This is a genomic window from Dechloromonas sp. CZR5 (genome assembly GCF_008711155.1).
GTDB lineage: Bacteria > Pseudomonadota > Gammaproteobacteria > Burkholderiales > Rhodocyclaceae > Azonexus.
The window spans coordinates 274,972-301,705 of the sequence record NZ_VUYQ01000005.1; the positions used below are offsets into that span (position 1 = coordinate 274,972).

24 protein-coding genes are annotated in these 26,734 nt (G+C 63.9%); 7 read left to right on the top strand and 17 right to left on the bottom strand.

What is annotated here, in order from left to right; translation table 11 throughout:
- Positions 1 to 112: 112 nt before the first annotated feature.
- The 12 genes from F1002_RS15055 to F1002_RS15110 form a co-directional block, all read right to left on the bottom strand.
- Positions 113 to 1,747, bottom strand: a complete 1,635-nt coding sequence (locus F1002_RS15055; protein ID WP_150429867.1) for a GGDEF domain-containing protein — start codon at positions 1,745 to 1,747, stop codon at positions 113 to 115.
- A 16-nt stretch (positions 1,748 to 1,763) separates the two neighbouring features.
- Positions 1,764 to 2,975: an EAL domain-containing protein gene (locus F1002_RS15060; RefSeq protein ID WP_150429868.1), complete on the bottom strand. Its 1,212-nt coding sequence runs from the start codon at positions 2,973 to 2,975 to the stop codon at positions 1,764 to 1,766.
- Positions 2,976 to 2,985: 10 nt separating this feature from the next.
- Positions 2,986 to 4,047 carry a chemotaxis response regulator protein-glutamate methylesterase gene (locus F1002_RS15065; protein WP_150429869.1) on the bottom strand — a complete coding sequence of 354 codons (1,062 nt, stop codon included), beginning with the start codon at positions 4,045 to 4,047 and terminating at the stop codon, positions 2,986 to 2,988.
- Positions 4,040 to 4,861 (bottom strand): protein-glutamate O-methyltransferase CheR, encoded by an 822-nt coding sequence (locus tag F1002_RS15070; protein WP_191090424.1) that lies wholly within the window; start codon positions 4,859 to 4,861, stop codon positions 4,040 to 4,042. The genes F1002_RS15065 and F1002_RS15070 overlap by 8 nt, the downstream gene beginning before the upstream one ends.
- A 22-nt stretch (positions 4,862 to 4,883) precedes the next feature.
- Entirely contained in the window at positions 4,884 to 5,435 is a 552-nt protein-coding gene (locus tag F1002_RS15075; protein ID WP_223879625.1) for a chemotaxis protein CheW, read from the bottom strand.
- A gap of 13 nt (positions 5,436 to 5,448) precedes the next feature.
- On the bottom strand, positions 5,449 to 7,110 hold the full coding sequence (locus F1002_RS15080) for a methyl-accepting chemotaxis protein (RefSeq protein ID WP_150429871.1): 1,662 nt from the start codon (positions 7,108 to 7,110) through the stop codon (positions 5,449 to 5,451).
- A 23-nt stretch (positions 7,111 to 7,133) separates the two neighbouring features.
- Positions 7,134 to 9,212: a chemotaxis protein CheA gene (locus F1002_RS15085; RefSeq protein WP_370452166.1), complete on the bottom strand. Its 2,079-nt coding sequence runs from the start codon at positions 9,210 to 9,212 to the stop codon at positions 7,134 to 7,136.
- 65 nt (positions 9,213 to 9,277) lie between these two features.
- Positions 9,278 to 9,604 (bottom strand): lipid asymmetry maintenance protein MlaB, encoded by a 327-nt coding sequence (locus F1002_RS15090; protein ID WP_150429872.1) that lies wholly within the window; start codon positions 9,602 to 9,604, stop codon positions 9,278 to 9,280.
- Positions 9,605 to 9,644: 40 nt separating this feature from the next.
- Positions 9,645 to 10,013 carry a response regulator gene (locus tag F1002_RS15095; RefSeq protein WP_150429873.1) on the bottom strand — a complete coding sequence of 123 codons (369 nt, stop codon included), beginning with the start codon at positions 10,011 to 10,013 and terminating at the stop codon, positions 9,645 to 9,647.
- Positions 10,014 to 10,027: 14 nt separating this feature from the next.
- A complete protein-coding gene (locus tag F1002_RS15100) occupies positions 10,028 to 11,146 on the bottom strand; it encodes a methyl-accepting chemotaxis protein (protein WP_150429874.1) in 1,119 nt (372 codons plus the stop codon).
- A gap of 283 nt (positions 11,147 to 11,429) precedes the next feature.
- A complete protein-coding gene (gene pepN, locus F1002_RS15105; protein ID WP_150429875.1) occupies positions 11,430 to 14,030 on the bottom strand; it encodes an aminopeptidase N in 2,601 nt (866 codons plus the stop codon).
- Between the two features lie 94 nt (positions 14,031 to 14,124).
- Positions 14,125 to 14,583 (bottom strand): hypothetical protein, encoded by a 459-nt coding sequence (locus tag F1002_RS15110; RefSeq protein ID WP_150429876.1) that lies wholly within the window; start codon positions 14,581 to 14,583, stop codon positions 14,125 to 14,127.
- Positions 14,584 to 14,852: 269 nt separating this feature from the next.
- Here F1002_RS15110 and F1002_RS15115 point away from each other — a divergent pair, with 269 nt between their 5' ends.
- Complete coding sequence (locus tag F1002_RS15115) at positions 14,853 to 17,048, top strand: TonB-dependent siderophore receptor (protein ID WP_223879626.1); 2,196 nt, start codon at positions 14,853 to 14,855, stop codon at positions 17,046 to 17,048.
- Between the two features lie 54 nt (positions 17,049 to 17,102).
- On the top strand, positions 17,103 to 18,578 hold the full coding sequence (locus F1002_RS15120) for a PepSY domain-containing protein (protein WP_150429877.1): 1,476 nt from the start codon (positions 17,103 to 17,105) through the stop codon (positions 18,576 to 18,578).
- On the opposite strand, the gene F1002_RS15125 is transcribed toward F1002_RS15120, so the two are convergent.
- From F1002_RS15125 to F1002_RS15135, 3 genes are read right to left on the bottom strand one after another with little or no spacing between them, the layout of a single operon-like run.
- A complete protein-coding gene (locus F1002_RS15125; RefSeq protein ID WP_150429878.1) occupies positions 18,565 to 19,575 on the bottom strand; it encodes a GyrI-like domain-containing protein in 1,011 nt (336 codons plus the stop codon). The genes F1002_RS15120 and F1002_RS15125 overlap by 14 nt on opposite strands.
- Positions 19,576 to 19,617: 42 nt before the next feature.
- On the bottom strand, positions 19,618 to 20,241 hold the full coding sequence (locus F1002_RS15130; RefSeq protein WP_150429879.1) for a methyltransferase domain-containing protein: 624 nt from the start codon (positions 20,239 to 20,241) through the stop codon (positions 19,618 to 19,620).
- Positions 20,238 to 20,717 carry a thioredoxin family protein gene (locus F1002_RS15135; protein ID WP_191090425.1) on the bottom strand — a complete coding sequence of 160 codons (480 nt, stop codon included), beginning with the start codon at positions 20,715 to 20,717 and terminating at the stop codon, positions 20,238 to 20,240. Before F1002_RS15135 ends, F1002_RS15130 begins: the two co-directional genes overlap by 4 nt.
- Between F1002_RS15135 and hemC the strand changes: the two genes are divergently transcribed.
- From hemC to F1002_RS15160, 5 genes are read left to right on the top strand one after another with little or no spacing between them, the layout of a single operon-like run.
- Positions 20,716 to 21,663 (top strand): hydroxymethylbilane synthase, encoded by a 948-nt coding sequence (hemC, locus tag F1002_RS15140; protein ID WP_150429881.1) that lies wholly within the window; start codon positions 20,716 to 20,718, stop codon positions 21,661 to 21,663. The two genes, F1002_RS15135 and hemC, sit on opposite strands and share 2 nt — an antisense overlap.
- A complete protein-coding gene (locus tag F1002_RS15145) occupies positions 21,660 to 22,442 on the top strand; it encodes a uroporphyrinogen-III synthase (protein WP_150429882.1) in 783 nt (260 codons plus the stop codon). The genes hemC and F1002_RS15145 overlap by 4 nt, the downstream gene beginning before the upstream one ends.
- The gene (locus F1002_RS15150; protein WP_150429883.1) at positions 22,439 to 23,488 is read left to right on the top strand and encodes a uroporphyrinogen-III C-methyltransferase; all 1,050 of its coding nucleotides are present in this window, start codon (positions 22,439 to 22,441) and stop codon (positions 23,486 to 23,488) included. Before F1002_RS15145 ends, F1002_RS15150 begins: the two co-directional genes overlap by 4 nt.
- Positions 23,485 to 24,669, top strand: a complete 1,185-nt coding sequence (locus F1002_RS15155; protein ID WP_191090426.1) for a heme biosynthesis protein HemY — start codon at positions 23,485 to 23,487, stop codon at positions 24,667 to 24,669. The genes F1002_RS15150 and F1002_RS15155 overlap by 4 nt, the downstream gene beginning before the upstream one ends.
- Positions 24,670 to 24,696: 27 nt before the next feature.
- Entirely contained in the window at positions 24,697 to 24,936 is a 240-nt protein-coding gene (locus F1002_RS15160) for a hypothetical protein (RefSeq protein ID WP_150429885.1), read from the top strand.
- A 78-nt stretch (positions 24,937 to 25,014) separates the two neighbouring features.
- On the opposite strand, the gene hemF is transcribed toward F1002_RS15160, so the two are convergent.
- Positions 25,015 to 25,926, bottom strand: coding sequence for an oxygen-dependent coproporphyrinogen oxidase (gene hemF / locus F1002_RS15165; protein ID WP_150429886.1), 912 nt, complete (start codon positions 25,924 to 25,926; stop codon positions 25,015 to 25,017).
- A 10-nt stretch (positions 25,927 to 25,936) separates the two neighbouring features.
- A complete protein-coding gene (locus tag F1002_RS15170; RefSeq protein WP_150429887.1) occupies positions 25,937 to 26,731 on the bottom strand; it encodes a hypothetical protein in 795 nt (264 codons plus the stop codon).
- Positions 26,732 to 26,734 lie beyond the last annotated feature (3 nt).

The following is a 26,734-nucleotide window of genomic DNA, read 5'->3' on the forward strand; positions in this document are numbered from 1 at the left end:
CTGATGTCTGTTCAGCGCATGTGTCCAAGATAAGGTCAGGGCCGCGTGGTTTCAAGTAACGGTTTGCAACAGTGCGTATCGTACTGTGCTCGCCTGGCCAAACCGTACGCCGTCAGGGGGCTGCCGCCTGGCAGTTGTCGCGGCCGTTGGCCTTGGCATGGTACAAGGCTTGATCGCTGCGTTTGTAAATGTCCTCCGGGGACATACCTGTCTCCCAGGTTGCCAGGCCGATGCTGAGCGTGACCTTGCCCTTGGGGGCCGTGGCGTGCGGCCAGGCTGCCGCCGCGACACGCTGGCAGAGGGTTTCTCCCAGCATTTGTGCGTCGCGCTGGGTGGTATTGGGCAACAGGATGGCGAACTCTTCGCCGCCGATCCGGGCGCAGAAATCGTTGGTGCGCTGAACGTGCGCTTCCAGTGCCCGGGCGATGTTCTGCAGGCAGGTATCTCCGGCCGGGTGGCCGTAATGGTCGTTGTATTTCTTGAAGTGGTCGACGTCGATCAGGAGCAGTGCAAACGAGGGGCCTCCCCGGTTGGCGCGGGCGCTTTCCTCGGTCAGGCGCTGGTCGAAATACCGTCGGTTGCCCAGGCCGGTCAGCGGGTCGCGCAATGCCTGCGCGGCCAGGGTCCGGTTGGCTTCCTCCAGAGCCTGGGTGCGCTCGGCCACCCGGTGCTCCAGATCGCCGGTGTAGTCCAGCAGGCGCTTTTCCATGAGCAGGAAGGCTTGCCCGAGGCGTCCGATTTCATCGTTTCCGGGGGCTATGGTCATGGCATGTTGGCTGCGCCCGTCGACTGCTTCGACATAGCTCAGCAGCGACATCAGATCGGCGGTCATGTTGCGCAGGACCTTCTGTAGCAGCAAGGCGGTCAGCAGGAGGGACAGAACGATGGCGCCGGCCATCAGCCAGCGGAGTTGTGACAGGGGTTGTTCGGCGTAATCGAGGTCGGTGAGTACCACCAGCACCCAGTCGAAGTCGGGAATGTGGCGGTAGATGGCGTCCTGGTGATGCTGCAGTTTGGTATCGATGAACTTGATGCTGCCACAGCATCCGTCGCCGTTTTGCATGTCCTTTCTGCCGGCCAGGTCGTCGAGGACGATCTGCTTCAGCGATTTGCCGGAGCGATGTTCCATCGGCTCATCGCCGTCGCTTCGGCGCTTGCCGGCAAAAACGATATGGTTGGTTTTCCGGTCGATGATGAAAAAATCCTCCGAGTCGCTGCTCGAGGGGAGCGCAACGTCCAGATGATCGAGTTCTAGCAAGGGCGGAAGGTGGCGGCTGTCGAGATAGCGGACGCGCACCCGTTCGTTGCCCACGATCTCGGTCCACGTCATGCACCGTTGGTCATCGCCCGAGCGGATCTCACGGTAAGGGTCTGCTTGCTGCAGGAAGTAGTTGTAGCCCAGTGCGACGATGGCTCTGCCGCAAGCGTCTTGCAAGTTGGTGCTGGCGGACCCGCCGCGGGAAAGGCGGACGCTGTTTTCGGGCTCGTGTTGTGCAGGAGCCCCGACGGGCGACGGCACCGGCATGGCGGCATTTCCCTGCAGATAGGCGCGGGCGCTGATGCTGATCATGTTCTGCAGCATGCTGTGCATGCCGTAGGCCGAAAACTCCATTTCCCGGTGCGCTATGGCATAAATGCGCTGCTCGATCAGAAAGAACGTGACAACAGTCGCTGTTCCGCAACACAGCAGCAAGGTCAGTAAAACCCCGGAGAGGAGCTTTTTCCGATAGCTCAAGCGGCTGAACACGGCGAATGCTCCGGAATTACTCGCGGCGCTTGATCAGGTAGGCCAGCATCTCCTGTTTCGGGAGCGGGCGGCTGAAGTAATAACCCTGTCCGATGTCGCAATTGAGGTTGCGTGCCAGGCGCCAGTCCTCAAAATCCTCGACGCCTTCGGCGACCGACGTCAGCTCGAGTTCCTGCGAAATGTTGATTGCCGCCGTCAGGATGGACAGCAATTTCTGGTCTGTCGTCACCGCGTGCACAAAGGATCGGTCGATCTTGAGCTCGGTAAAGGGGCATTTGGCCAATTGCTTCATCGACGAATAGCCGGTCCCATAGTCGTCCATGGCGATGCCGAAGCCCTTGATGCGCAAGCGCGTCAGCGTGCTGAGACAGGCCTTGAGATTGGACATGACCGAGGTCTCGGTGACTTCGAAGGTGAGTTGTGCCGCGGGTATGTTCGTTCGTTCGAGCTGCGCGGTGATTTTGTCGACCAGGTCATGCTCGCTGAGCAGCGGGACGGGGAGGTTCATGCTGGCGCAGAATCCGGGGAGATGGACGCTCGCCTCCTTCAGGAACTCCAGCGTGGTAGCGAGTTGGAAAAGGAAGTGCGGAAGCGCCAGCGGGCCGTTCTCGATATGCTCGAGGAAGGCGGCCGGCGGCACCATCCCGTGCTTGGGGTGTTGCCAGCGCGCCAGGACCTCGGCCCCGACGATCCGGTCATCGACCAGGGATATCTTGGGCTGGTAGTAGGCAATGATCTCTCCCGATTGCATGGCGTTGGCGAACTCGTCGCTGAACAACGGGGGGAAGGTGCCGTGCTGGCGGGAAATGAACTGATGGTGGCTCGGGTCGTACGGCTTGAGGGCCCGGTACAGGCAGTCGGAGGTGATGGGCTTGGGCAGGATGGCGACCAGTTCGAGCTCGCTGCCGGAAACGATTTCCCGCACCGAAGACAGCAGGCTGCTGTCGAGGCCGCTCATCACGCCAACATACAGTTTGCCGCTGAAGGATTTCTCGACGGCATCCAGTAGTTCGACACCGTCAAGCACCGGCATGTTGAGGTCGGTCAACAGGAAGTCGATGAGCTGCCCTTGCATCAGCTGATCGAGCGCCTGCTGGCCGTTTTCGGCCAGCAAAATATTGGTGAAGCCGATTTCCTGCAATATCCGGCGGCACTCGAAGCGCATGCTCGACGAGTCGTCGACCACCATCGCGGTGCGTCCTTGCCATTGGGTAAGCGCTATGTTCATGGGGGACTCCTTAAGCCGCGCAGATCAGAGAGGGGATGTCGCTCAGCGGGACCACTCTCTGGGCAGAACCGAGCTCGATGGCCACCTTGGGCATGCCGAAGACGACACAGGACGCTTCATTCTGGGCGAAGGTACGGGCGCCGCTGGCCAGCATTTCGCCAAGACCGCGGGCACCGTCGTCGCCCATGCCGGTCATGATGATTCCCGTGGCGTTGCTACCGGCGCTGACGGCGACGGAACGAAACAGCACATCGACCGAGGGCTTGTGGCGGGAGACCAGGGGGCCGTCGCGCACTTCGGCAACGTATTGCGTGCCGCTGCGGTTGAGCATCAGGTGCTTGCCGCCGGGCGCGATCAGGGCCAGCCCGGCGACCAGGCGGTCGCCGTTGCTCGCTTCCTTGACTTCGATCTGGCTGTTTTGGTCGAGGCGGCGGGCGAACGAAGCGGTAAACGCTTCCGGCATGTGCTGGACGACGACGATGCCCGGGCAGTCGCGGGGCAGGCGGGAGAGGACGTACTCCAGTGCCTGCGTGCCTCCGGTCGACGTGCCGAGCGCGACGACGCGCTCCGTGGTGCGAAACATGGCGCGACCGGTCGGTGCCGACAGCATCGCATCCGCACTGAGTTTTTGCGGGGCCTGCGGGAGAGGCGGCGCCAGGTTGTTCAGACGGGCGCCGGCGGCGGCCCGCACTTCGTCGATCAACTGGCGCGCGGCATCGCTGAGAAAGTCGCGCAGGCCGACCTTGGGCTTGGTGACGATGGATACCGCCCCGGCTGCCATCGCGTCGAGCGTCACCGGCATCCCGGCTTCGGCCAGCGACGAGCAGATGATCACCGGCGTCGGGTGTTCCTTCATGATCTTGCGCAGGAAACTGAGGCCATCCATGCGCGGCATCTCGATGTCGAGAATGATCACGTCGGGCCAGTGGCGGTTGAGTTTTTCCATCGCGAACAAGGGGTCCGGCGATGCCGCGATGACCTCGATGTCGTGCGCCTTGGCCAGAATGCCGCTCAGCACTTCACGAACGACGGCCGAGTCGTCGACGATATGGACGGTGATTTTCCTATTCATGGTTGACTCTCTTGCGATACAGCGATGGGCGGATCGGAACCAGGGGGGTGTTCAGGCCGGTCAGTGTTTCGGCGTGGCTGATCACCAGGACGCCGTCGTCTTTCAATTTGTCGCAAACCTGCGCAAGGAGGCTTTCCTTGGTCGAGGGATTGAAGTAGATCATCACGTTGCGCAGGAAGATCACGTCGAACAGACCGATTGCGCTGCGTTCGCACTGGTTCAGGTTAAGTTGCTGGAAGCGCACCCGGCGACAGATCTCGGGCGCGACCATCAGCATGCCGCGGTACTCGTCGCGTCCCCACAGGAAATAGCGCTGTATGAAATTGGGCGGCAGCTTGCGCACCTCGTCGCGCGGATAGATCGCGTTGCGGGCTTCTTTCAGCACCTCGGTATTGATGTCGGTTGCCAGGATTTCGAAGGCGCCTTTGTCGCCCAGCGCTTCGGTCAGCGAAATGGCCGCCGAATAGGCTTCCTCGCCGCTGGAGGCCGCGGCCGACCAGACGCGGAAGGGCTGTCCCTCCGTCTGGCGGGTGCGGGCGAATTCGCCCAGCCACTCGAAGTGCCCGGGTTCGCGGAAAAAATAGGTCTCGTTGGTCGACAGGGCATTGATGACGTGTTGCCGTTCCTCTTCGGATTCCGGTGCGCTGACCAGTTTCCAGTATTCGGAAAATCCGCTGAATCCGAGCTGGTTGACCCGTTTGGCGAGACGGGCCTCGACCATCGCCTGCTTGCTGGGCGCCAAGTCCACGCCCGACGCCTCGTACATGAAGCGGCGTATGCGCAGAAAGTCGGCTTGGGTCAGCGGATTGGACATGATGCTCGGCTTGAAGTGACGTTCACGGGGTTTCGCCGGCGAGGGCATCGCTCCAATGGGCTCTGGACACTTCATCGGCGAGCTCGCTCAATTCGTTGACCGACAGCGCCTTCTGCACGTTGAGCAGGATGACGAAGCGGCCGGCAACGGTGGTGATGCCCTGGATGAATTCGCTGCGCAGGCGCGTGCCGAAGGATGGCGCCGGTTCGATGGCGTCGAGCGGGATTTCGACCACCTCGCGCACCCCGTCGAGCAGGATGCCGAGCAGGGAGAAGGCGTCGTTGCCTTCGATGCTGAGAATGGCGATGCAGGTCCCCGGCTTGATCTCGCTCAGCGGGCGGCCGAAGCGGGCCGAGAGGTCGACGACCGGGACGACGGCGCCGCGTAGGTTGATGATGCCGCGGATGAAGACCGGCATCATCGGAACGGTGGTGATTTCTTCGTATTCGATGATCTCGCGGATATGGTGGATGCTGATGGCGAACATTTCGTCGCCGAGGACGAAGGTGACGCAATGCGCGACACCTTCGCCGCCATCGTTGGCGGGCACGCGGCCGTTTTCGTGCATGCTCATGGCTGCGCTCCTTTCAGAAGCGGGAGAATTTGCCGGCGATACCGAGGTCGCCGCCCTCTCCGCCCGTTTCGAAGGGGCGCGGCGCGGCGCCGGGCTTCACATTCGTCGTGAAGCGCTGGCCGCTTTCCCGCAGCGTGCCGTTGGCGAGCTTGAACTGTTCCATCAGATCGCGTAGCTGCATGGCGGACGAACTGACCTCTTCGGCCGTGGCGCTCAATTCCTCGGCGGAGGAGGAGGTGGTCTGCATGGTCGCGCTGATCTGCGTCATGGCCTGATTGATCTGGCGGATGCCGGTAGCCTGTTCGCGCGAGCCGGCCGCGATTTCCTGAACCAGCGTGGCGGTTTGCTGGATGCCCGGCAGCATTTCGCCGAGCTGGCCACCGGCCTTTTCGGCCAGTCCGACCGAACGGCCGGCCAGGTCGCCGATCTCGCGGGCAGCGACCTGCGAGCGTTCGGCCAGTTTGCGTACCTCGACGGCTACCGTGGCAAAGCCCTTGCCGTGTTCGCCGGCGCGGGCGGCCTCGATGGCGGCGTTGATCGCCAGCAGGTCGGTCTTGTTGGCGATGTCGTTGATGACGGTGATGCGGCCGGCGATTTCCTTCATCGCATGCACCATGTTGTCGACAGCCTGGCCGGTTTCGGTCGCGTTGCCGGCGGTCTTGCTGGCAATGCCGTCGGCGATCTTGGCGTTGTCGGTGTTCTGGCTGACGGTGGCCGACATCTCTTCGACCGAGGCGCTGGTCTGTTCGACGCTGGCCGCCTGCTGCACCGCGCTGGAGGACAGCGAAGTGGCGGTGAGGGCCAGTTGCTCGGAGGCCGAGCTCAGGTTGGAGGACATGAAGCGCACTTCGTTGAGTACGCCGGCCAGGCGCTGCACCATGCCGGAAAAGGCGAACATCAGGCTGTTCTGGTCGTTTTGCCTGAGCGCGATCTGCAGGCTGAAGTCACCTTGGGCGACCTTCTCGACGATGTTCTTCACCTCGCTGGGGTCGCCGCCGAGCGTATTGCCGATCGCGCGGATGATGGCCCAGGCAATCAAGGCCGGCAGGGCGGTCGCAATCGCCGCTACCGCCATCAGCATGCTGCGCATCGAGGCGACATCGGCTTTCAGCTCGGCCGAGGCCTGGTTGTTCAGATCACTCTCCTCCTTGACCAGATCGCGCAGCGTCGTGTTGAGGGCGGCGTTGGCGGGTGAGGCATTCTTTTCCAGATACAGCTTGGCTTCTTCCTCTTTTCCTTCCTGGTCGAGTGCCAGCACGCGATTGGTCGCTGCAAAGGCGATCGGTCGCTGCTGGGTGATCCGGGCGACCAGTTCGCGTTCCTTGCTGCTCATCTGGTTGGCATATTTGTCGAAGAGCTTGAACAAGTCGCTTTCCGCTTTCAGGTAGATCGCTTCGGACGCTTGCAGTTTTTCCGTCGCGCTGGCGCGTTTGGCCGCATCGTCGCGGTCCAGCAAGGCTTGCCGGTACTGGACGCGCATTTCCTGCACGGCATCCAGCATTTGGGCGGCCGTGGTGGCTTCCGGCGTATTGACCTCGACGATGGTCGTCAATGAGGCAGTCAGGCTGGCCATACCCATGATCGCAAACATGCCGAGGCCGATCAGGGCAGTAATGGCAAGACCGAACCCCAGCATCAGGCGATGGGCGACTTTCATATTGCTGGCGATACTCATGATGACCTCCACTGGGATGTGCGTTAAATGGGGCGTGTTGCCGAGTTGGCGAGGGCGATGCTGTGTTCGGTCAGGCTCGCCTGGCGTTGTTCGACTAGGCGATCCTCCCGCTTCAGGGCAAGCTGGATCAGTTGCGGTATGTCGAGAATCAGCGCGAGGCGGCCGTTGCCCATGATGGTCGAGCCGCTGACGCCGCGCAGCGAGCGGAACAGGCTGCCCAGCGGCTTGATCACGGCCTGGATGTCGCCGATCAGGCGGTCGACGATGATGCCGGCCGTGGTTTGCCCGAACTGGGCGACGACGACGTATTCCGGCTCGTCGGAAGGCGGCAGCGAGAACAGTTCGCGCAGGCTGATGTAGGGAATCCAGGTGTCGCGCAGCCATATCTGCCGGGTTTCGCGCGAAATCTGCTGGCTGGGCATGTCCATGCATTCGGCCATCATGTCGAGCGGCAGGACGAGCGACGAGCCGCCTACCTCGACGTGGAAGCCGTCGATGATCGCCAGGGTCAGCGGCAGGCGTATGCGCAGCGTGCTGCCCTGGCCGGCGGTGCTCAGGATCTCGATTTCGCCGCGCAGGGCCTCGATGTTCCGGCGCACGACATCCATGCCGACGCCGCGGCCGGAAATGTCGCTGACCTGCTCGGCGGTGGAGAAGCCGGGTAGGAAGATCAGCTTGTAGACTTCCGGGTCGCTCAGTTGCCGCCCTTCCGCCAGCAGGCCGCGTTCCTGCGCTTTGGCCAGGATGGCCGCCTTGTTCATGCCGCGCCCGTCGTCGCTGATGTCGACCACGATGGCACCGGTGTCGTGATAGGCCTTCAGACGGAGCAGGCCGCGAGCCGGTTTGCCTTGTGCCAGACGGCTCTCGGCATCTTCGATGCCGTGGTCGATGGCATTGCGCACGATGTGCATCAGCGGATCGGTGAGTTTCTCGATCATCGACTTGTCGATCTCGGTGTCAGCGCCGACGAGATCCAGTTCGATTTCCTTGCCGAGCCGGGCGGAAACGTCGTGCACCATGCGCGGGAAGCGGTTGAATATCTCGCTGATCGGGACCATGCGCAGGTTCAGCGCGTCGTCGCGAATGCCTTCGACCAGTTGGCTCAGCACTTCGACCGCCTGGATCATGTCGCTGTCGGCGGTTTGCTTGGCGCGCATGCGTGAGCTGGCGGTCGAGATGACGAGTTCGCCGACCCGGTTGATCAGGGCGTCGAGCTTGGCGGCTTCGATGCGGATAAAGCGGCTGCCTTCGACGCGATCGACGCTGCGTCGCTTTTCCTGCGGCACGTTCTGCATCGGTGCCGCTTCGAGGGATGGCATCGGTGCCTGAACGGGCGGTGCCGTCGACACGGCGCTGGGCAGGTAGCCGGCTTCCCGCCAGCGCGCCAGATGGGTTTCCGGCGAGCCGCCGTAGCGGGCGGCGAGCGCGACGAACGCATCGTAGTCGCTGGCCGGCGGCAGGATGTCGATCTCGCTGTCGTCCTGGATGAATTCGAAGGCGGCGGCGATGTCGGCGGCGCTGGCCTGGCTGTGCAAGGCCAGTTCATTGCTCAGGCGGCAGGTGGTGGGGTCGAAATCCTGCAGCGTGGCGGGCATCTCGAGGCGCGTGTGGATATGGACGATGCTGCCGTGCTTGCCGAGATAACGCAGGAAGGAGGCGGGGTCGAATCCGTGTTGGAACAGATCCGGGTGGTAGCGCAGAAACAGGTGCCAGTTGCCGCTCTCGCTATTTTCCGGCGCGGCGGGGCATGGCGCAGCGGATGCGACGGCCGTTGGCGCGAATTGCGTATGCGCTTCCAGCGCCGTCAGCAGACGCCGGTGCTCGGCATCTTCCGGGAAGGGGGTGGCGGGTTCGCTCCGGTAATGGGCCAGCATGTGTCGCAGATGGTCGTTGCAGGCGAGCAGCAGCGCGACCAGCGGTTTGTCGATGGCCAGTTCACCGTTGCGCATGCGGTCGAGCACGTTTTCCATCACGTGGGTGAAGGCGATCAAGCCGTCGAGTGCGAACAGGCCGGCGGACCCCTTGATGGTGTGGGCGCTGCGGAACATCGCGCTGAGGTCTTCGGCATTGCTTTCCGGCTGCGCGTCGAGCGAAAGCAGCAGGCTTTAGAGCAGATTGCTTTGCTCAAAGGCTTCTTCGAAAAAAAGCGCCAGGGCGGATTCGTTGTTCATGGCGCACTTTCCTCGGCGGCCTGTGCCGGCAGATCGAGCCCGTAGAGCGCCAGCAGGGCGTCGACTTCCGGATGGCTTTGGCTCAGCGCAAAGTCGCGCCCCAGATCCTGCGCCTGGCGTGCCAGCATGAGCAGCAACTGCAAGCCGCAGCTGTCGATGTCGGTGACGGCGTCGAGCGAAACGCGGATGCGCGGGCAGTTGAGCGCCAGAAAAATGTCGTCCTTCAGCGCGTCGACCGTGAAGATGGTCAAGTCGCCCTGCAGGGTCAGCGTGGCTTCCTGGCCTTCGATGTGGAGCGGGGATTCGATGTCTGCTACTAGCATGTTTCGTCCTCCGGATAGTTGGGGGCGGCGAAAGGCGGGCTCAGGCCTGGACCAGCTTGGCGACCGCGTCGAGCAGCACGGGCGGCTGGAAGGGCTTGACCACCCAGGCGCGCACGCCGGCGGCCTTGCCTTCCGCTTTCTTGCTTTCTCCCGCTTCGGTGGTCAGCATGATGATCGGCGTGAAGCGGTAGGCGGCGAGCTGCTTGGCGGCCTTGACGAAGCTGAGGCCGTCCATCACCGGCATGTTGACGTCGGAGATGATCAGATGAATCTTCTTGCCGTCGAGTTTGCCGAGGGCATCCTTGCCGTCACCGGCCTGGATGACCTGATACCCGGCATCCTTGAGTGCAATGGAGACGACGTTGCGGAAGCTTGCTGAGTCGTCCACGACCAGAATGGTTTTATCCACGCTGTTTTCCTTTCCTAGAAAAAGGTGATCTCGCTTTTCTGCGCTTGCGTTTTGCCGTGCCCGGCCTGCGGCAGCGGCTGCTTGGCGTGCAGGGCGTGCTGTTCGTCGGTGGTGTAGGTTTGTTTGAGATTGCCTATCCAGGCAGCCTGATCGACGGGCTGGCCGTTGCTCAGGGTGTGGCACAGCCTGTCGGCGTCGGCCTGGATGTGGCCGAGAATTTGCGAAATGCGATCCTGAAACTGCAGTTCGACGAGTACCTGGTTCAGGGTGGTGTCGACGCTGGTGCTGATGCCGCGCATGTTGTCGAGGCGGGCTTCCAGTTCTTGCGCGTTGCCGCCGAGGCGCTGCAGGACATCGCGGACCACTGCCTCGGCCTCGCTGATCAGACGGTTGGCATCGCTGCTGCTTGCGGTGGCCGCCTGGATGACATGCTGGATCGCCTGCGTCACCGAATTCACCTGGTCGGTAATGCGTTTGCCGGTGTCGCCCGATGCCGTCGACAGTTTGCGTACCTCGTCGGCGACGACCGCGAAGCCGCGACCCGATTCGCCGGCGCGGGCAGCTTCGATGGCCGCGTTGAGCGCCAGCAGGTTGGTCTGGCTGGCGAGATCTCCTACATCCTTGGCCATGTTGGAGAGATCGCCGACCAGCTTGGTCATCGTGTGCAATTCGGTCAGCAGGGCGGCTCGCCGTTTCTGGCTTTCCTCCAGCGCGGTAAATACTTTCGGGAGTTCGTGCTCCGCTTCACGGATCAGCGTGATGACGCTGTTGTCGCCGCTGATGCCGGAAAGCGCGATGGTTTTCTCCAGTTCATTTTTCATCCTGACAAATTGCTCGCTCAACTCGTCGGCAGCCTCGCCGGTTTGGGTTTTGGCCAGTTCAATGTGGCGATTCCACAGGGGTAGCAATTTTTCCAGAAAATCCTCCAGATTTGATGGAGGTGCTTGATCGACGACTTCGACGGTTTCAATGACGGCAGGCGCCGTTGCCGGCGCAACGCGAAAAATCAGCCAGCCTCCTTGCATCAGGAACGCGCCCGCGATGAGCCAGAATGGCCACGCGCCGCCCAGCCAGATCAACAATCCTGACAGCAGAAGGCTTCCCGAGAGATGTGCAATACGAAATCCAGTCATGGAGTCGTTTCTCCAATGTATGGTCAAGGGGGCTGTAGTGAAGAGTGTCGTTTTTAATAAATACCAACGAACTTGTCGATTATTAGTATTGCAGAATATTTAACTTTTGTGGGATTTTTTTTGAGGTTCCGGGGTCGAATTTATTGGTTTTTCCCGGTTGTGCCACTTTGTCGCGTAGCGAAAACGGCAGAGGAGGCGCGGGTAGCCCCGGCCTCCTCTGCCGTTCAGTTGTTGGTGAAGCGTGTTTGGGCTGCCGGGCGCTGACGCGGGGCGCGTGACGGATTTAATCCATCGCCCGGCAGACTACCTCCAGCACATCGCGGCTGAGTCCGGGATGGCTGCGGAGGCGCTCGAGGGCGTTGCGTGCGTGTTGTTGGCGGCCGGCGTCGAACTTTCTCCAACGGTCGAAACAGCGTGTGAGACGCGAGGCGACCTGCGGGTTCTTGTCATGCAGTTCGAGAATGCGCTCGGCCATGAAGGCGTAGCCGCTGCCGTCGGCCGCGTTGAAGCGGGCGAGATTGGCGCCGAAGTTGCGGATCAGGGCGTAAATCTTGTTCGGGTTGGTGGCGTCGAAAGCCGGGTGGGCGGTGAGCGCCTTGACCGTGGCCAGGGTGTCGGGGCGGCGGCTGGTCGACTGCACGGCCAGCCACTTGTCGACGACCAGCGCCTCGTGCTGCCAGCGCTGGAAGAAATCGGCGAGTGCCTGGTCGCGCTGCGGGCAGTTGGCGGCGGTGACGTTGGCCAGTGCCGATAGCGCAGCGAACTGGTCCGTCATGTTGTCGGCCGACTTGAACTGGGCCAGCGCTAGCTGGCGGCTGGCATCGGTATCGAGTTCGAGCAGGTAGCCGAGGCAGGTGTTGCGCAGGGCGCGGCGACCGGCCTGCTCGCTCGTCGGCGCATAGGGCTCGGCGACGGCGAGTGCGGCGTAGAGGCCGGAGAACTCGCCTTCCAGTTCCTCGGCCAGATGTTGGCGCAGGCCGTTGCGGGCGGCATGCAGGGCATCGGGATCGACGAGGTCGAGCAGTTCGGCCAGCGTGCCTTCGCCGGGCAGGGTCAGGGCTTCGGCGACGAAGGCGGCGCCACGCTGGGCTTGCGTCTGCAGCAGGCGGCGGCAGGCGGCGCTGAAGGTGTCCGGCCAGACCGGCGGCTGACCGGCGGCGATGGCCTGTGCGGCGTCGAGGATCAGTGTCGTGGCGAGTCGTTGGCCGGCTTCCCAGGCGTTGAAGGGGTCGGGCTCGTGGGCGAGCAGCAGCGCCAGTTGCTCCGGCGTGTAGTCGAAGTCGAGATAGACCGGCGCCGAGAAGTCACGCAGCAGCGACGGTACCGGCTCGGCGGTCACGTCGCGGAAAACGAAGGACTGGCTGGTGGCGGTCAGGTGCAGGATGCGTTCGCTGCCGGCCAGCAGTTCGCCGGCTGCCGAGAACAGCGCGACGCGGATCGGGATCAGGTACGGTTCGTCGTTCGCGGCGCGGCGGTTGGATTGCGTGCAGGTCAGCGTGTAGGTCTGCGATTCGGCATCGAAATGGCCATCCACGGCGACATGTGGCGTTCCGGGCTGGTTGTACCAGCGCATGAATTGCGTGAAGTCGAAATCGGAGGCGGCGGCCATGGCGGCGACGAAATCCTCGCAGGTCACTGCCTGCCCGTCGTGGCGGCGGAAGTATTCGTCCATGCCGGCGCGGAAACCGTCGCGGCCGATCAGGGTCTGAATCATGCGGATGACCTCGGCGCCCTTTTCATAGACGGTGGCGGTGTAGAAATTGTTGATCTCGACGAAGCTGGCCGGTCGGATCGGGTGCGCCATCGGGCCGGCATCTTCCGGAAACTGTGCAGCGCGCAGGCCGCGCACCTCGCGGATTCGGGCGGTTTGCCGGTTGTGCAGGTCGGCACCGAATTCCTGGTCGCGGAAGACGGTCAGGCCTTCCTTCAGCGACAGCTGGAACCAGTCGCGGCAGGTGACGCGGTTGCCGGTCCAGTTGTGGAAGTATTCATGGGCGACGACGCGGTCGATGTTCTCGAAATCGACGTCGGTCGCCACGTCGCTGCGCGCCAGCACGTACTTGGTGTTGAAGATGTTAAGCCCCTTGTTTTCCATGGCCCCCATGTTGAAGTCGCCGACCGCGACGATCATGTAGTGGTCGAGGTCGCATTCGAGTCCGAAGCGTTCCTCGTCCCAGCGCATCGACTTCTTCAGGGCATTCATGGCGTGCGGGCACTGGTCGAGCTTGCCCGGTTCGACGTAGATGGCGAGCTGCACGGCGCGGCCGGAGGCAGTGCGGAAGCTGTCGCGCAGCACGTCAAGCTTGCCTGCGACGATGGCGAACAGGTATGCCGGCTTCTTGAACGGGTCTTCCCAGGTCGCCCAGTGGCGGCCATCGGCCTCGCTGCCTGCTGCGACCGGGTTGCCGTTGGCAAGCAGGACAGGATAAGCCGTTTGGTCGGCGTGCAGCGTCACGGTATAGGTCGCCATGACGTCCGGGCGGTCAAGGAACCAGGTGATGCGGCGGAAGCCCTGCGCCTCGCACTGCGTGAAATAGCCGTCCTTGGAGCGGTAGAGGCCGGAAAGGCAGCTGTTCTGGTCCGGCTGGATGCGCACGACGGTCCGCAGGGTGAAGCTGTCCGGCAGGTCGGCCAGGGTCAGCGAGGTCGGCGTTTCCAGGATCGGCCAGGGGTGGCCGTCGACGGTGACGGACAGCGTTTCGAGTGCTTCGCCGTCGAGTACCAGCGCCTGGCCGGGACGCTCGCCATGGCGGCGCATGGCCAGCGTCGCGGTGACGGTGGTGTGGCCGGCGTCAATGACGAAATCGAGATCGACCTGGTCGATCCAGAAGGCGGGCGGGGTGTAGTCCTTGAGATAGATGGTTTGGGGCGTGTCGGTTTTCATCGTGTGGGGCGCTGGTGTCGTACAAGCGCCCGATGATACGCCAAGCCGCCGTGGCGGAGCGGCTTGGCCGCCTGCCGCTCAGCGCCGCCCGGACTCAGTCGCGGTCATGACCGCGACCGTGGCCACGGCCATGACCGCGGTCTCCGCGATCCTCGTGGCGATAGCTGTCGCGGTAACCGTGACGGTAGCCTTCGCGGTATTCGTGGCGGTCGCGGTGGTGATGGCGCTCGCGGTAGAGCGGCGCATATTCGTTCCGGTACCAGTCGTCCTGCACGAAATAGACCGGCCGGCCGCAGGCGCCGTAGCGGCCGCAGTAATGGTGCCATCTGCTGGCATGGCCGGGCGGGACGTGCAGATAAATCGGCGGATAGGCGACGCGGGCCGGGCGGATGATCATCGGTTCGGCGTAGATCAGCGGCGGCGGTGGGTAGCCGCCGATATCGACGCGGCCGTAGAAACCCGGCTGGCCGATGCTGACGGAGACCTGGGCGGACGCCGTCGTGCCGAGCAGCAGGGCAAGCAGCGTCGCAAAGAAGATGTGGCGTAAGAACATGGTGCTGTTTCCATCGGGAAGATGCTTATTTAACGATGGAGCTGGCGGGTAGGGAGACAGTGCAGGCAAAAAAAGATGTCGCCTGTTCCCGACAAATTTTCGTGCGCGAAGGCAAGGCGGCGCTGAAAGCCTGACCGGACGGGGGTGTGACAATATGACGCACCAAAATGGTGCGTATTTTTGATGTGCCACAAGTAGAGTGCGGGTCTGACGAACGTAGTATTCGCGCCCTTGCCCCGGTCGGGGGAACCATCGAACTGGATAGATCAATGAATACAGCAATGCATGCCGCAGCCCCGCCGTTTTTTTCCATGCGCCCGCTGGCGCTGGCCGTGTTGGCCTTGGCTGCGATGCCGGCTTGGGCCGAGGGGGAGGGCAAGGTACCGACCTTGGCCGATGTCGTGGTGCGCGACAGCCTCGGCGGCGACCCGGCCGGGCTGGCCCGGAAATCGACGACCGGGAGCCGGCTCGAGCTCAGCGTCAAGGACACGCCGGCCTCGGTGACCGTCATCGACCGCGAATTGATCGAGGCGCGGGGGGCGGAGAATACGCAGGACATCATCAAGGGCATTCCCGGGGTGACGGCGTCGTCGGCTCCGGGCAGCCCCGGCCAGGTGTTCTACCGGGGCTTCACCTCAGGGAGTGTGACCCAGTTGTTCAACGGCATCACCGTGCAGTACGACGTGATCGCGGCGCGGCCGGTCGATAGCTGGATCTATGATCGCGTTGAGGCCATCGGCGGCCCGTCCAGCTTTCTGTTCGGTGCCGGCGCCATCGGCGGGTCGATCAATTACGTCACCAAGCTGGCCAGTCGCGAGGGCGATTTTTCCGAAGCGCGCCTCGGTGTCGGTAGCTACAACGCGCTGCAGATGGCGGCAGGTTTCAACCGGAAACTGGGCGACAGCAACGTGCTGCGCCTGGATGTCAGCCGCAACACGGGGGGCGCCTGGAGCGACCACACCGAGCGCGAGGCCGTGCAACTGGCCGGTTCGTGGCTGGTCGACCTGGCGCCCGGGCTGAGCCATACCCTGGCGCTCGAGTACCAGAAGGAAACGGTCGATCGTCCGTACTGGGGAACGCCGGTGCTCAAGCCGCTCGGCGGCCGGATCGCCATCGACGAGGGGACGCGTTTCAAGAACTACAACGCGAATGACGGCATCTACGAGCAAACCGTCCGCTGGGCACGCTCGATCGTCGATTACCGCGCGTCGGACAAGCTCAGCCTGCGCAACACGTTCTATCATTACGATGCCCTGCGCGACTATCGCAACGTCGAAGTTTACGAATTCAACGCGACCAACACGCTGGTCAGCCGCAAGGAAGCCCTGTTGCAGCGCCACGACCAGCAGGTCAACGGTAATCGCCTCGAATTCTCGCTCGATCAGCCCTTGGGTTCGCTGAAGAGCAACTGGGCCGGTGGTGTCGACTACAGCATCAACAAGCAGACGCGCTTCCCGCGCTCGGTGAGCGGGCCGTTTGGCAACGTCGATCCGTATGCCTTCAACACCGAGGGCTTCTTCAGCCTGCCTGGCATGACGCCCGGCTTTACGCCCAATCGCACCAACGAGGTGACGACGTTCGCTATCTTCCTCGAGAATCGCACCTTCCTGACCCCCGCCCTGTCCGTGTTGAGCGGCTTGCGCCAGGAACGCATCGATCTCGAGGTGACCAACCACCTGGCCGCGAGCGCCAGCAATCCGGCCTACTTCGCGCGCCGCTATACGCCGCTCACCGGCCGCCTGGCGCTGAACTACGATGTCACGCCGAATGCCAGCGCCTACGTCCAGTACAGTACGGCGGCTGATCCGCCGGCCGGGGTGTTGAGCACGGCAACCTTCGGCCAGGTACGGGATTTTGAGCTGACCACCGGCAAGCAAATAGAGGCCGGCAGCAAGTTGTTTTTCGACGAGCGTAAGGGGACGGCGACCTTCGCCGTCTATGAAATCACGCGCAACAATTTTGCCGTGGCCAACCCGAGCCAGCCGGCAACGACGCTGCCGGTCGGCCAGCAGACCTCGCGCGGTATCGAGTTGAGCGCTTCCTGGCGGGTGATGCCCGGCGTGCAGCTGGCCGGCAACTACGGTCTGGTCAAGGCGCGCTACGACGACTTTACGGAAAGCGTGGGCGGCGTCGCGGTCTCACGTGCAGGCTACCAGCCGACGAACACGCCCCGCCAGGTCGGTAATCTCTGGCTGACCTGGTCGCCGTTGACCAATCTGCAGGTCGGCGGTGACGTGCGTCACGTCGGCGCTCGCTTCGCCGATAGCGCCAACACGATCAGCGAAGGCAGCTACAACTTGTTCGGCGCATTCGCATCGTACAAGCTTGATCGGAATACAACGCTGACCCTGCGCGCCCGTAACCTGACCGACAAGATCTATTCCGAGTTCCTGAATGGAACCGGCACCTTGGCCTACCTGGGGGCGCCGCGCACCGTCGATCTGTCGATTCATGCCCGCTTCTGAGTCGGTGCGCGGCAGCGGCGGTCGTCGAAACCCTGGCTGCGCGGAGGATGGCCGGTGAAACGCTGGGCTTTCCTGGCGCATCGCTGGTTGGGTATCGCCCTGTGCTGGCTGCTTGCGCTCTGGTTTGTCTCCGGGGTGGTCATGATGTATGTCGGCTATCCCAAGTTGACCCCGGGTGAGCGCCTGGGCGCTTTGCCGATACTGGTCGAGGCTTGCTGCCCGGTGCCGCCGGAGCGGGTATTTGCGCTGGCCGGTGAAGGCAGCCGTATCCAGTCGTTGCGGCTGACCAGCATCGGCGACCGAGCCGTTTACGTAGCGACCCTGCCGGGGCAGCGCTATCTGACGGTCGATGCCGTGCATGGCGGGGTATTGGCAAACGTTGATGCGGCGCAGGCCTTGCGTTCGGCTGCACCCTTCGCGCCGGGCCGGAGGCTGGCTTACGAAGGCGCACTGGCCGAGGACGCGTGGACGCATTCCAAGGCACTGGCCGGGCACCGCCCGTTGCATCGCGTGGCCGATGACGTCGGGGGGCTGTATTACGTTTCGTCCGCATCGGGTGAAGTCGTCCGCGACGTCAGCCCGGTCGAACGCACCTGGGGCTGGATCGGTGCATGGCTACACTGGGTCTATCCCTTACGCGGCGGCAGTGTCGATTTTGCCTGGAGCGACATCGTCATCTACAGCAGCCTGGCCGGTTCGCTGCTTGCTTTGTGCGGCATCCTGATCGGGGTCTGGCGCTGGCGACGAGCCGCCTACGCCAATGGCCGCCATACGCCTTACCGCTCGGCCGTTATGCGCTGGCACCACTGGTGTGGTCTGGTCGGCGGTGTTTTCGTTCTGACCTGGATGCTTAGCGGCTTGTTCTCGATGAATCCGTGGCGCATCTTCGACTCGGGGGCACCGGCCTTGCATCAGTCGTCGCTGCTGGCGAAGGATTTCACCGGACTGGCCCCGGCCGCGGCCTTGCGTCGGTTCGGCGAAGCCAGGCAGCGGAGTGTCGAATTGCTCTGGCAGCCGCTGGCCGGGCAGCTGTATGCGGTTTCGTATGACGCGCAAGGCGGGCAGCGCCTGATCGGCTGGCAAGCGGACGGCGCGGTGTCGTCCGGTCATTCGCTGCCGCTGCTCGGCGCGGCGGGGCGGGCGATGCTGCCCCATGCACGGCTGGTCGACGAATCGCTGCAGTGCGAATACGACTGGCATTACTTCGCGCGGGCCGAGCACACCATGGGTGGCCACCTGGAGCGGCCGCTGCCTGTACTGCGCCTGCGTTTCGACGACCCGGCCGGAACCTGGCTCTACCTTGATCCGGCCAGCGGCCGCGTCGTCCAGCGCCTGGATGCCCATCGCCGGGTACAGCGCATCCTGTTCGCCTTCCTGCACAGCTGGGACTGGCGCTTCCTGCTCGAGAACCGCCCGCTGTGGGATGTGCTGCTCATTGCGGCCAGCCTGCTGGGTTTCCTGATCAGCCTCAGCGGTGCGGTGATCGGCTGGCGGCGCCTGACGCGCCGCCGGGAAGCTAGAGCGGCTTGACCGGAATGCAGAGTTGGCAGGAAAAAATCCCGGTCGCCGGATCGTATTCGGCATCCACCGGGTAATGCTCGAAGAACGGGCGGCTATCGATCTGCAGGCCGCTGCCGGGCAGCCAGTCGCGCAGGAATTCGGTCCAGGCCCTGCCGATGCCCGGGCCGTCGCCGCGGTAGGCGGCCAATGCGTAACGTCCGCCGGGCAGCAGGGCGACGCCGGCTTGTCCGCGCGGGTGGAAGTCGTCGGGAATCTCGACGCAGGCATCGTAACGGCAGTTGTCCAGGGCGGTGATCCCCGGATCGTCGTGGCCGATGCCGTAACTAGGGCGCCCTTCAAGCGCGTTGGCGCGCATCCAGGGCAGGAACTGCTGTTGCCAGAAGGCTGCGATCGACGGGCCATAGGGGCCGATGTGCCGCAGGTAGGCGACGCGGGCCGGGGGCAGGGTGGATAGGGTGACTTGCATGCCGAACTCCGGAAACGAGGGGTTGGAGGTCTCGGTATTGTCATCCTCTTCGCCATGGGCATCCTGATCCGGCTTGCGCAGGACCTGATCGGGATTGCTCCGGCGGCGGACGTGCAGCAGTTCGCTGTTCCAGCGCTCGGCGGTGGTCGCCCGCCAGGCGCTCGGAGTTTGCCCGAAGTACGCCTTGAAGGCGCGCGCGAAAGCTTCGCCGGAAGCAAAACCGACGCTCAACGCGATCTGCAGGATCGGATGTTGGCGCTGGCCGGCCAGTCGTGCGGCGGCAATTTCGAGACGGCGGCGGCGAACGTAGTTACCCAGCGTCTCGCCCATCCAGGCGGAAAATATCCGGTGGAAGTGGTAGGGCGAGAAATGGGCGATCTCCGCCAGCGGCGCAATCTCCAGTGGCTCGTCGAGATGCGTGTCGATATGGTCGAGGACGCGGTTCATTCGCTGCGTATAGGCAGTCAGCGGTGGCGTGCGTTCGGGGAGGGCTGCCGCCGTGCGGACGCGGCGACCGAGGCGGCGGGGGGCTTGCGCCATGTCAGCGGCGCGCGGGGTCGGCGTTTACGTCGAAAACCACGGTCAGCCCTTGCGTTTCCAGACCTGCCAGCGCTCGCGTCCGGCAAAGACGGGGATCGAGTCGGCCACCGGGCGGTCCTCGATGCGCTCGAAGGCGGGCTGCAGCAGGGCATCGAGCTGTTCCGGCAGGATACCGAAAGGCGGTCCCTTGGGTTGGTCGCAGACGAAGAAGTAGCCGGCGAGCAGTCCGCCGGCCGGCAACAGTTCGGCGATGCGCCGGGCCCAGTCGTCCCAGAGCTTGCGCGGCAGGGCACAGAGGAAGGCGCGTTCGTAGATGAGATCGAGCGGTGCCGGGGGTTGCCACTGGAAGAAGTCGGTACAGACGAGGTCGACCGGCGAATCGCCGAGGACGCTCCGGGCCGTGTCGATGGCGACCGGCGAGAAATCGATCGCCGTGACCGGCCAACGCCGGCTGGCCAGGAATCCGGCTTCCCAGGCGCTGCCGCAGCCGGGAATCAGCGTGGTCATCGGGGCCGGCTGGCTGGCGGCGAAGTCGGCGAGGTCCTGGGGCACGCGACCGGCATCCCAGGGCGTCGTTCCCTGTCCGAAGCGTTTGCACCAGAAATCCGGGTGTTCCGGACGCTGGTCGGCGGGCTTTTCGCGGCTGCTCGGGTCGGTTTCGTTCATCTTTGGGCAAATTTCTTGCGGGCGTTGTCGATGCCATCGTCGAGATAGCTTTGGTAGAAGTCGGGCAGGCGGGCGCCGACGATGGGTTCGGCCAGTTGCCGGCCGTCCGGTCCGTAGAAGGCGACCACCGGCACCAGCTTGATCTTTTCGTCGGCGGCAAAACGGGCGTGGGTGGTCTTTTCGCCGCCGAAGGCAATCAGCGCCTGCTCGCTGTCCTGGCGGATCTCGCGGATGACCAGACGGTCGCGGTGGCGCGGATGGCGGCTCATGGGCTCCAGGTAGTCGCGCTTGACGGCCTTGCAGAATTTGCAGTCGTCGCGGCTGTAGATGACGACCAGCGGCATGCCGGCCTTCGCGGCGGCGGCGGATTCGGCGCGCAGGTCGCGGGCCGGGGGAATACCGGATGGATCAAGAGCGGTCGCGGGGGTGCATGCTAGAATCAGCCCTCCCAAAAGCCCTGCCAAGTGACGCACCATGTCCGTTCCTTCCAAAATCGTCATTGCCTCCCGCGAATCCCGCCTTGCCATGTGGCAGGCCGTTCATGTCCAAGGCCGCCTGTCCGAACTCAATCCGGGGTCCGAAGTGGTCATTCTAGGCATGACCACCAAGGGTGACCAGATTCTTGATCGCCCGCTCGCCGAAATCGGCGGCAAGGGCCTGTTCATCAAGGAGCTGGAAGTCGCCATGCAGGAAGGCAAGGCCCATCTGGCCGTGCATTCGATGAAGGATGTGCCGATGGTGATGCCGGAAGGCTTCGTGCTGGCCGCCATCTCGGCTCGCGAAAACCCGCGCGACGCCTTCGTCTCGAACAAGTATGCCGGCCTGGACGAACTGCCGGCCGGCGCCGTCGTCGGTACTTCCAGCCTGCGCCGCGAAGCCGTGCTGCGCGCCAAATATCCGCAGCTGGTCATCAAGAGTCTGCGCGGCAACCTCGATACCCGCCTGCGCAAGCTGGATGCCGGCGAGTACGACGCCATCATCCTCGCCGCCGCCGGCCTGATCCGTCTGGGTCTCAAGGAGCGCATCAAGGCCGTGCTGACGCCGGAGCAGTCGCTGCCGGCGCCGGGCCAGGGCGCGCTGGGCATCGAGCTGGTCGATGGCGATGCCGCCATGGCCGGCGTCGTCGCGCCGCTCAACGATGCCAGGACGGCCCACTGCGTCAAGGCGGAGCGTGCCTTCTCGCGTGCGCTCGGCGGCTCCTGTCAGGTGCCGCTGGGGGGCTACGCCGTGATCGACAACGGCCAGCTGTGGCTGCGCGGTTTCGTCGCCACCGCCGACGGCCAGGAAATGGTCAGCGGCGAAGTGCGCGGTGAAGTTGGCAAAATCGCGGGCGACGACGAAGCACTGGGCCTCCGACTGGCCGCCGAGCTGCGTGCCAAGGGTGTCGACGCCATCCTGGAAAAGCTCGCTCACTGCAAATGAGTGCGAGCGGCCCGCTGGCCGGCCGGACCATCGTCGTGACCCGGCCGCAGGCGCAGGCGGCACCGTTGGCCGAGGCCATTGCGGCGGCCGGCGGTAATCCGCTGATATTTCCCCTGCTCGAGATCGCCCCGGCGAGCGACCCACAGCCCTTGGCCGATGCCGTTAACCGGCTGGCCGACTATGCGCTGGCCGTATTCATCAGTCCGAATGCCGTCGACCATGCGCTGCCTGCAATTATCGAGCGCGGTTCCTGGCCGACCACCCTGTTGCCGGCGGCCGTCGGCCAGGGAACGGTCAGGGCGTTGGCGGCGCATGGCGTGACGGGATGCATTGCGCCGACTGAGCGTTTCGATTCGGAAGCATTGCTCGAACTCGCCGCATTAGCCGATGAGCGGGTCGCCGGGCGCCGCGTCGCCATTTTCCGCGGGGACGGTGGTCGTGAGCTGCTCGCCGATACCTTGCGCGAGCGCGGTGCAACGGTCGATTGCGTGACGTGTTACCGCCGCTCCGGGCCATCCGCCGGCCTCGCGCCGCTGCTGTCGGCGTGGCGGGAGGGGCGTCTCGATGCGCTCACGGTGTCGAGCAGCGAGGGCTTGCGCTACCTGGTCGACCGGCTCGATGACGAAGGCCGCGCTTTCCTGCAAGCCACTCCGCTGTTCGTGCCGCATTTCCGGATCGCCGAAAACGCCCGGGCTTTGGGTTTAAGCAACATTATCCTCACCGCTGCCGCCGACGCCGGCATTCTTGCCGGCTTAGGTGCTTATAATTGGCCGAAATGATGCCAGATAACGATACTCCCCCCCTCCAGAGTCCTGCCCCCGAGCCGCTTTCGGCACGTCGTTCCGGCCGTTTCGGACTGGGCCTGGCTGTTGCCGTCGCCGCCTTGGCGCTGGCCGGCTGGCAATGGTTCGAAACCCGCCAGAAGCTGAATGACCTGCAGCAGGAAGTTACTCGCCAGCTGGGCGATTTCGATACCGGCCACAAGGAAGAGCGTGGCGCGCAAAAGCTGACGCGCGAGCAGCTCGAGATCTTGCAGGCCAAGCTGGGCGCCTTTGAGAACCGCTTCGCCGAATTCCAGGCGCAGACCGAGGCACTCAAGGCGCTGAACCAGGATATCGCCCGCGGTCGAGAGGAAGCGACCTTGCTCGAGGTCGAGCAGGCCATCACCCTGGCCGGGCAGCAATTGCAGCTGGCCGGCAACGTGCCGGTTGCGGTGCTCGCCTTGCAGACCGCCGACGCGCGCTTGGCTCGCCTCGACCGCCCGGCTCATCTGCCGCTGCGCAAGGCGCTGGCCAAGGATCTCGAGCGCCTGAATGCGCTGCCCTTCGTCGATATGCCCGGTGTCAGTCTGCGTCTTGAACAGTTGATCCACGGTGTCGACAAGCTCCCCCTGACCGCCTATGGGCGTCCGGTGGAGAAGAAGGAAGCCCGGAAGGAAGCAGCACCCGTGGCTCCGTGGTGGCAGAACGCCGGCGGCGAGATCTGGCAGGAGCTGAAAGGTCTGGTCCGCATTCAGCGCTTCGACCGCGAGGATCCGGCGCTTCTCGCCCCCGGTCAGGACTATTTCCTGCGCGAAAACCTCAAGCTGCGCCTGCTCAATGCCCGTCTGGCGCTGTTTTCGCGCGATCAATGGACCTACCGCAACGAATTGAAGGTCGCCCAGGAGTGGCTGGGCAAGTACTTCGATACCAATGACAAGGCGGTTGCCTCGGCGCAATCGACGCTGCGCCAGATGTCGGCGGCGGAGATCAACGTCGAGCTTCCGAATTTGAACGATACCCAGGCCGCCTTGCGTGGCCTGCGCCAGGGCAGGGACAAGCGGTGAGAGGGCTGTTCTGGGTCGTTGCCCTGTTCGCGGTGGCAGTGGCGGTCGCCCTGGGTGCCCGCCTGAACGACGGTTACCTGCTGTTAGTGGTGCCGCCGTGGCGCGTCGAGGTTTCGCTGAATCTGTTCGCCCTTGCCCTGTTTGGGCTTTTCGTGGCCTTCTACGCGGCGATGCGCGTGACCTTGGCGACCTTTGGATTGCCGAAGCGGGTTCGCGACTATCGGGTCCGTCGCCAGCGCGATCAGGCCGGACAGGTGTTCCAGGATGCCGTGCGTCTGCTTTTCGAGGGGCGTTTCGGGCAGGCCATGAAGCGGGCCGGCGAAGCGCATGGTGCCGGCACGGCGCCCGGTCTTTCGGCATTGATTGCCGCCCGCGCCGCCCAACGCATGCGCGAACCGGAAAAGCAGCAGTACTGGCTGGAACATGCCCGGACCGACGATCCGCGGACCGAGGCGGCCACCCTGATGCTCGATGCCGAAATGGCCAACGAGGAACGCCGCTTCTCCGATGCCCTGGATGCCTTGGGGCGTCTGCAAGGCAAGCAGGGGCGGCATATCGCAGCCTTGCGCCTGGAGCTGCGGGCGCGTCAGGGGAGCGGCGACTGGGACGGCGTGCTCAAGCTGGTACGCCAGTTGGCCAAGCGCGATGCGTTGCCCCCGGAGGTGGTGGTGGAAATCCGTACCCAGGCGCATTTGGCCAACATTGCCAAGCGTCGCAGCGATCAAGGACAACTGGTTGCTTACCTGCGCGGCCTGCCGGAAGAGGAGCGTGGCCGGCGCGTGTCGTTGGCGGCGGCCAAGGCGTTGACTGCGCTCAACGCCGAGGGCGAGGCGCAGAAGTTGATCGAGGCGGCGCTCGACAAGCCGGGCGGCGACGCCTGGCAATCGGAGCTGGCCGCCATCTATGGCCGTTTGTCGGGCGGCGAGCAGACTGCCCGCATTGCCAAGGCGGAGGGCTGGCTGCATATCCATCCGGGCGATGCCGTACTGCTCCTCGCCCTGGGCCGGATGTGCCAGCGCCAGCGCCTGTGGGGCAAGGCGCAAAGCTATCTGGAAGCATCGCTGTCGGTCAGGGCAACACAGGAAGCGCATCTCGCCCTGGCCAAGTTGCTCGACGAACTCGACAAGGCCGATGAGGCCAACAAACACTACAGGGCCAGCGCCCAGCTCAACGCAAGTTAGGCGCGCCCACGACGAGGAGAGGGGAAAATGCTGAATATCGATCTGCGAAAAATCTACAATTTCTATCCGGTCGAGCCGGCCCCCGATCCGAATGCGCTCCCGACCGGGGGCGATGTGTATTACGAATGCCTCGAATGCCTGGTGGTCGTCAATTCCGTACCGCATATCAAGGCCGCATGCGCCTGCGGGAATCTCAGCGGCGGGGGCGGCAAGATGACTGTGAATAACCCGGCACGTGTCCGCGTGGTCAAGGGCAAGCTCAAGTAAAGGTTGCCCGTACCGGTCGTCGAAAAAGCAAAGGGCGCCTCAGGCGCCCTTTGCTTGCCAGCGATGCGGGACCGACGGTCAGCAGTCGCCCTTCAGCCAATCCTGCGGTTGCAGGAAGACTTCGTATAGCTCGGCTTCCGGCGTGCCGGCTTCCGGTTTCCAGTCGTAGCGCCATTTGACGATGGGCGGCAGCGACATCAGGATCGACTCGGTACGCCCTCCGGACTGCAGGCCAAACAGCGTGCCGCGGTCCCAGACCAGATTGAATTCGACGTAGCGGCCGCGCCGGTAGGCCTGGAAATCGCGCTCGCGCTCGCCGTACGGCATGTCTCGGCGCTTGGCCAGCACCGGCAGGTAGGCCTCGGTGAAGGCATTGCCGACGGCCTGGGTCAGACTGAAGCAGCGCTCGAAGCCGCCTTCATTGAGGTCGTCGAAGAAGACGCCGCCGACGCCGCGCGGCTCGTTGCGGTGCTTCAGGAAGAAGTAATCGTCGCACCACGCCTTGTATTTCGGATAGACAGCGTCGCCAAAAGGGGCGAGCGCGTCGCGACAGGTCCGGTGAAAATGCGCCACATCCTCGCGTTGACCGTAGTAAGGGGTCATGTCCATGCCGCCGCCGAACCACCAGACCGGCTCCTCGCCGTCCTTGGTGGCGACGAAGCAGCGCACGTTCATGTGCGCGGTCGGGCAATACGGATTGCGCGGATGCAGCACCAGCGAGACGCCCATGGCCTCCCAGGCGCGTCCGGCCAGCTGCGGACGGACGGCGGTGGCCGAGGCGGGCAGGGATTTACCGGTGACGTGCGAGAAATTGACGCCGCCGCGCTCGAAGAAATCGCCTTCCTCGATCAGCCGGGATATGCCGCCGCCGCCTTCGGGGCGCTGCCAGCTATCGGTACGGAAGGGTTGGCCGTCGAAGGCTTCGAGTTCGCCGACAATGCGGGATTGCAGGCTGGTGAAATAAGGGAGGATATCGGTGCTCGGGCTCATTGCGCGCGTCTCAAATCGTCCTGGTTTTGAAGCCAGGTTTGGGGCCAGACGGTTCGAGGGTGGCTGCCGAGGCGATCAGCAGCATGCCTTTTCCCGGTGTCAGGTCGGCCAGGTTTTCGAAGATGACCGGGGTGACATGACCCTCGTTGTCGATGTTGATGACCAGACCGCCGAGCTGCCCCTGTTCATCCTCGAAGACCCGGCGCAGGAAAGCGATATAGGCGGTGAAATCGTCGGCGTTGGCGCCTTGCATGCTGGCCGGCGATTCGGGTGCGTCTTGAGGAGCGGCAAACAGGTGGTTCTCGACGAAATCCGCCAGGTCGACGCGGGCGTCGATCGCCGGTAAGGCATGATCGGCTGAGGATGGAAAGCGCTCCAGGTAAGGTTGGAATTCCCAGGGGGGCGGCTTTAGCCGCGCCCAGGCGACCCCTGCCAGCGAAAAAACATGGCATTGCCGGGCGATGTGAATCAGACGCTCGGGCGGAAGGCCGCTTAGCGCCTCAGCCACCAGGTCGCCGTTGAGTTTGTCCCACAGGCGGCGGCTTTTCCCTTCTTCTTTCGCCAATCCGTCATAATTTCCCTGTCGCTTGAACTCGAACAGGTAGTTGCGTCCGTCCAGGTCGAGCGCCAGGTCGCCAGTGGACGGATCGTTGCCGCTCTGCTGCACCAGCGCGCTGACCGGGACCGGGAGATCGCATTTGGCCGCGTGGTAACCGACGCCGACCAGAAAGGCGCCGATGTAGGTATTCTCGGCCAGCGGCAGATACTTCCGGCGAGCGGCGTTCGTCGCTGCGTCGTCGCTCATCGC

What these genes read in the sequence shown, in the direction of transcription:
- F1002_RS15060 (WP_150429868.1), bottom strand. Translation starts at nt 2,975, where the DNA reads ATGAACATAGCGCTTACCCAATGGCAAGGACGCACCGCGATGGTGGTC.
- F1002_RS15065 (WP_150429869.1), bottom strand. Translation starts at nt 4,047, where the DNA reads ATGAATAGGAAAATCACCGTCCATATCGTCGACGACTCGGCCGTCGTT.
- F1002_RS15070 (WP_191090424.1), bottom strand. Translation starts at nt 4,861, where the DNA reads ATGTCCAATCCGCTGACCCAAGCCGACTTTCTGCGCATACGCCGCTTC.
- F1002_RS15075 (WP_223879625.1), bottom strand. Translation starts at nt 5,435, where the DNA reads ATGAGCATGCACGAAAACGGCCGCGTGCCCGCCAACGATGGCGGCGAA.
- F1002_RS15080 (WP_150429871.1), bottom strand. Translation starts at nt 7,110, where the DNA reads ATGAGTATCGCCAGCAATATGAAAGTCGCCCATCGCCTGATGCTGGGG.
- F1002_RS15090 (WP_150429872.1), bottom strand. Translation starts at nt 9,604, where the DNA reads ATGCTAGTAGCAGACATCGAATCCCCGCTCCACATCGAAGGCCAGGAA.
- F1002_RS15100 (WP_150429874.1), bottom strand. Translation starts at nt 11,146, where the DNA reads ATGACTGGATTTCGTATTGCACATCTCTCGGGAAGCCTTCTGCTGTCA.
- pepN (WP_150429875.1), bottom strand. Translation starts at nt 14,030, where the DNA reads ATGAAAACCGACACGCCCCAAACCATCTATCTCAAGGACTACACCCCG.
- F1002_RS15110 (WP_150429876.1), bottom strand. Translation starts at nt 14,583, where the DNA reads ATGTTCTTACGCCACATCTTCTTTGCGACGCTGCTTGCCCTGCTGCTC.
- F1002_RS15115 (WP_223879626.1), top strand. Translation starts at nt 14,853, where the DNA reads ATGAATACAGCAATGCATGCCGCAGCCCCGCCGTTTTTTTCCATGCGC.
- F1002_RS15125 (WP_150429878.1), bottom strand. Translation starts at nt 19,575, where the DNA reads ATGGCGCAAGCCCCCCGCCGCCTCGGTCGCCGCGTCCGCACGGCGGCA.
- F1002_RS15130 (WP_150429879.1), bottom strand. Translation starts at nt 20,241, where the DNA reads ATGAACGAAACCGACCCGAGCAGCCGCGAAAAGCCCGCCGACCAGCGT.
- hemC (WP_150429881.1), top strand. Translation starts at nt 20,716, where the DNA reads ATGTCCGTTCCTTCCAAAATCGTCATTGCCTCCCGCGAATCCCGCCTT.
- F1002_RS15135 (WP_191090425.1), bottom strand. Translation starts at nt 20,717, where the DNA reads ATGGTGCGTCACTTGGCAGGGCTTTTGGGAGGGCTGATTCTAGCATGC.
- F1002_RS15145 (WP_150429882.1), top strand. Translation starts at nt 21,660, where the DNA reads ATGAGTGCGAGCGGCCCGCTGGCCGGCCGGACCATCGTCGTGACCCGG.
- F1002_RS15150 (WP_150429883.1), top strand. Translation starts at nt 22,439, where the DNA reads ATGATGCCAGATAACGATACTCCCCCCCTCCAGAGTCCTGCCCCCGAG.
- F1002_RS15160 (WP_150429885.1), top strand. Translation starts at nt 24,697, where the DNA reads ATGCTGAATATCGATCTGCGAAAAATCTACAATTTCTATCCGGTCGAG.
- hemF (WP_150429886.1), bottom strand. Translation starts at nt 25,926, where the DNA reads ATGAGCCCGAGCACCGATATCCTCCCTTATTTCACCAGCCTGCAATCC.
- F1002_RS15170 (WP_150429887.1), bottom strand. Translation starts at nt 26,731, where the DNA reads ATGAGCGACGACGCAGCGACGAACGCCGCTCGCCGGAAGTATCTGCCG.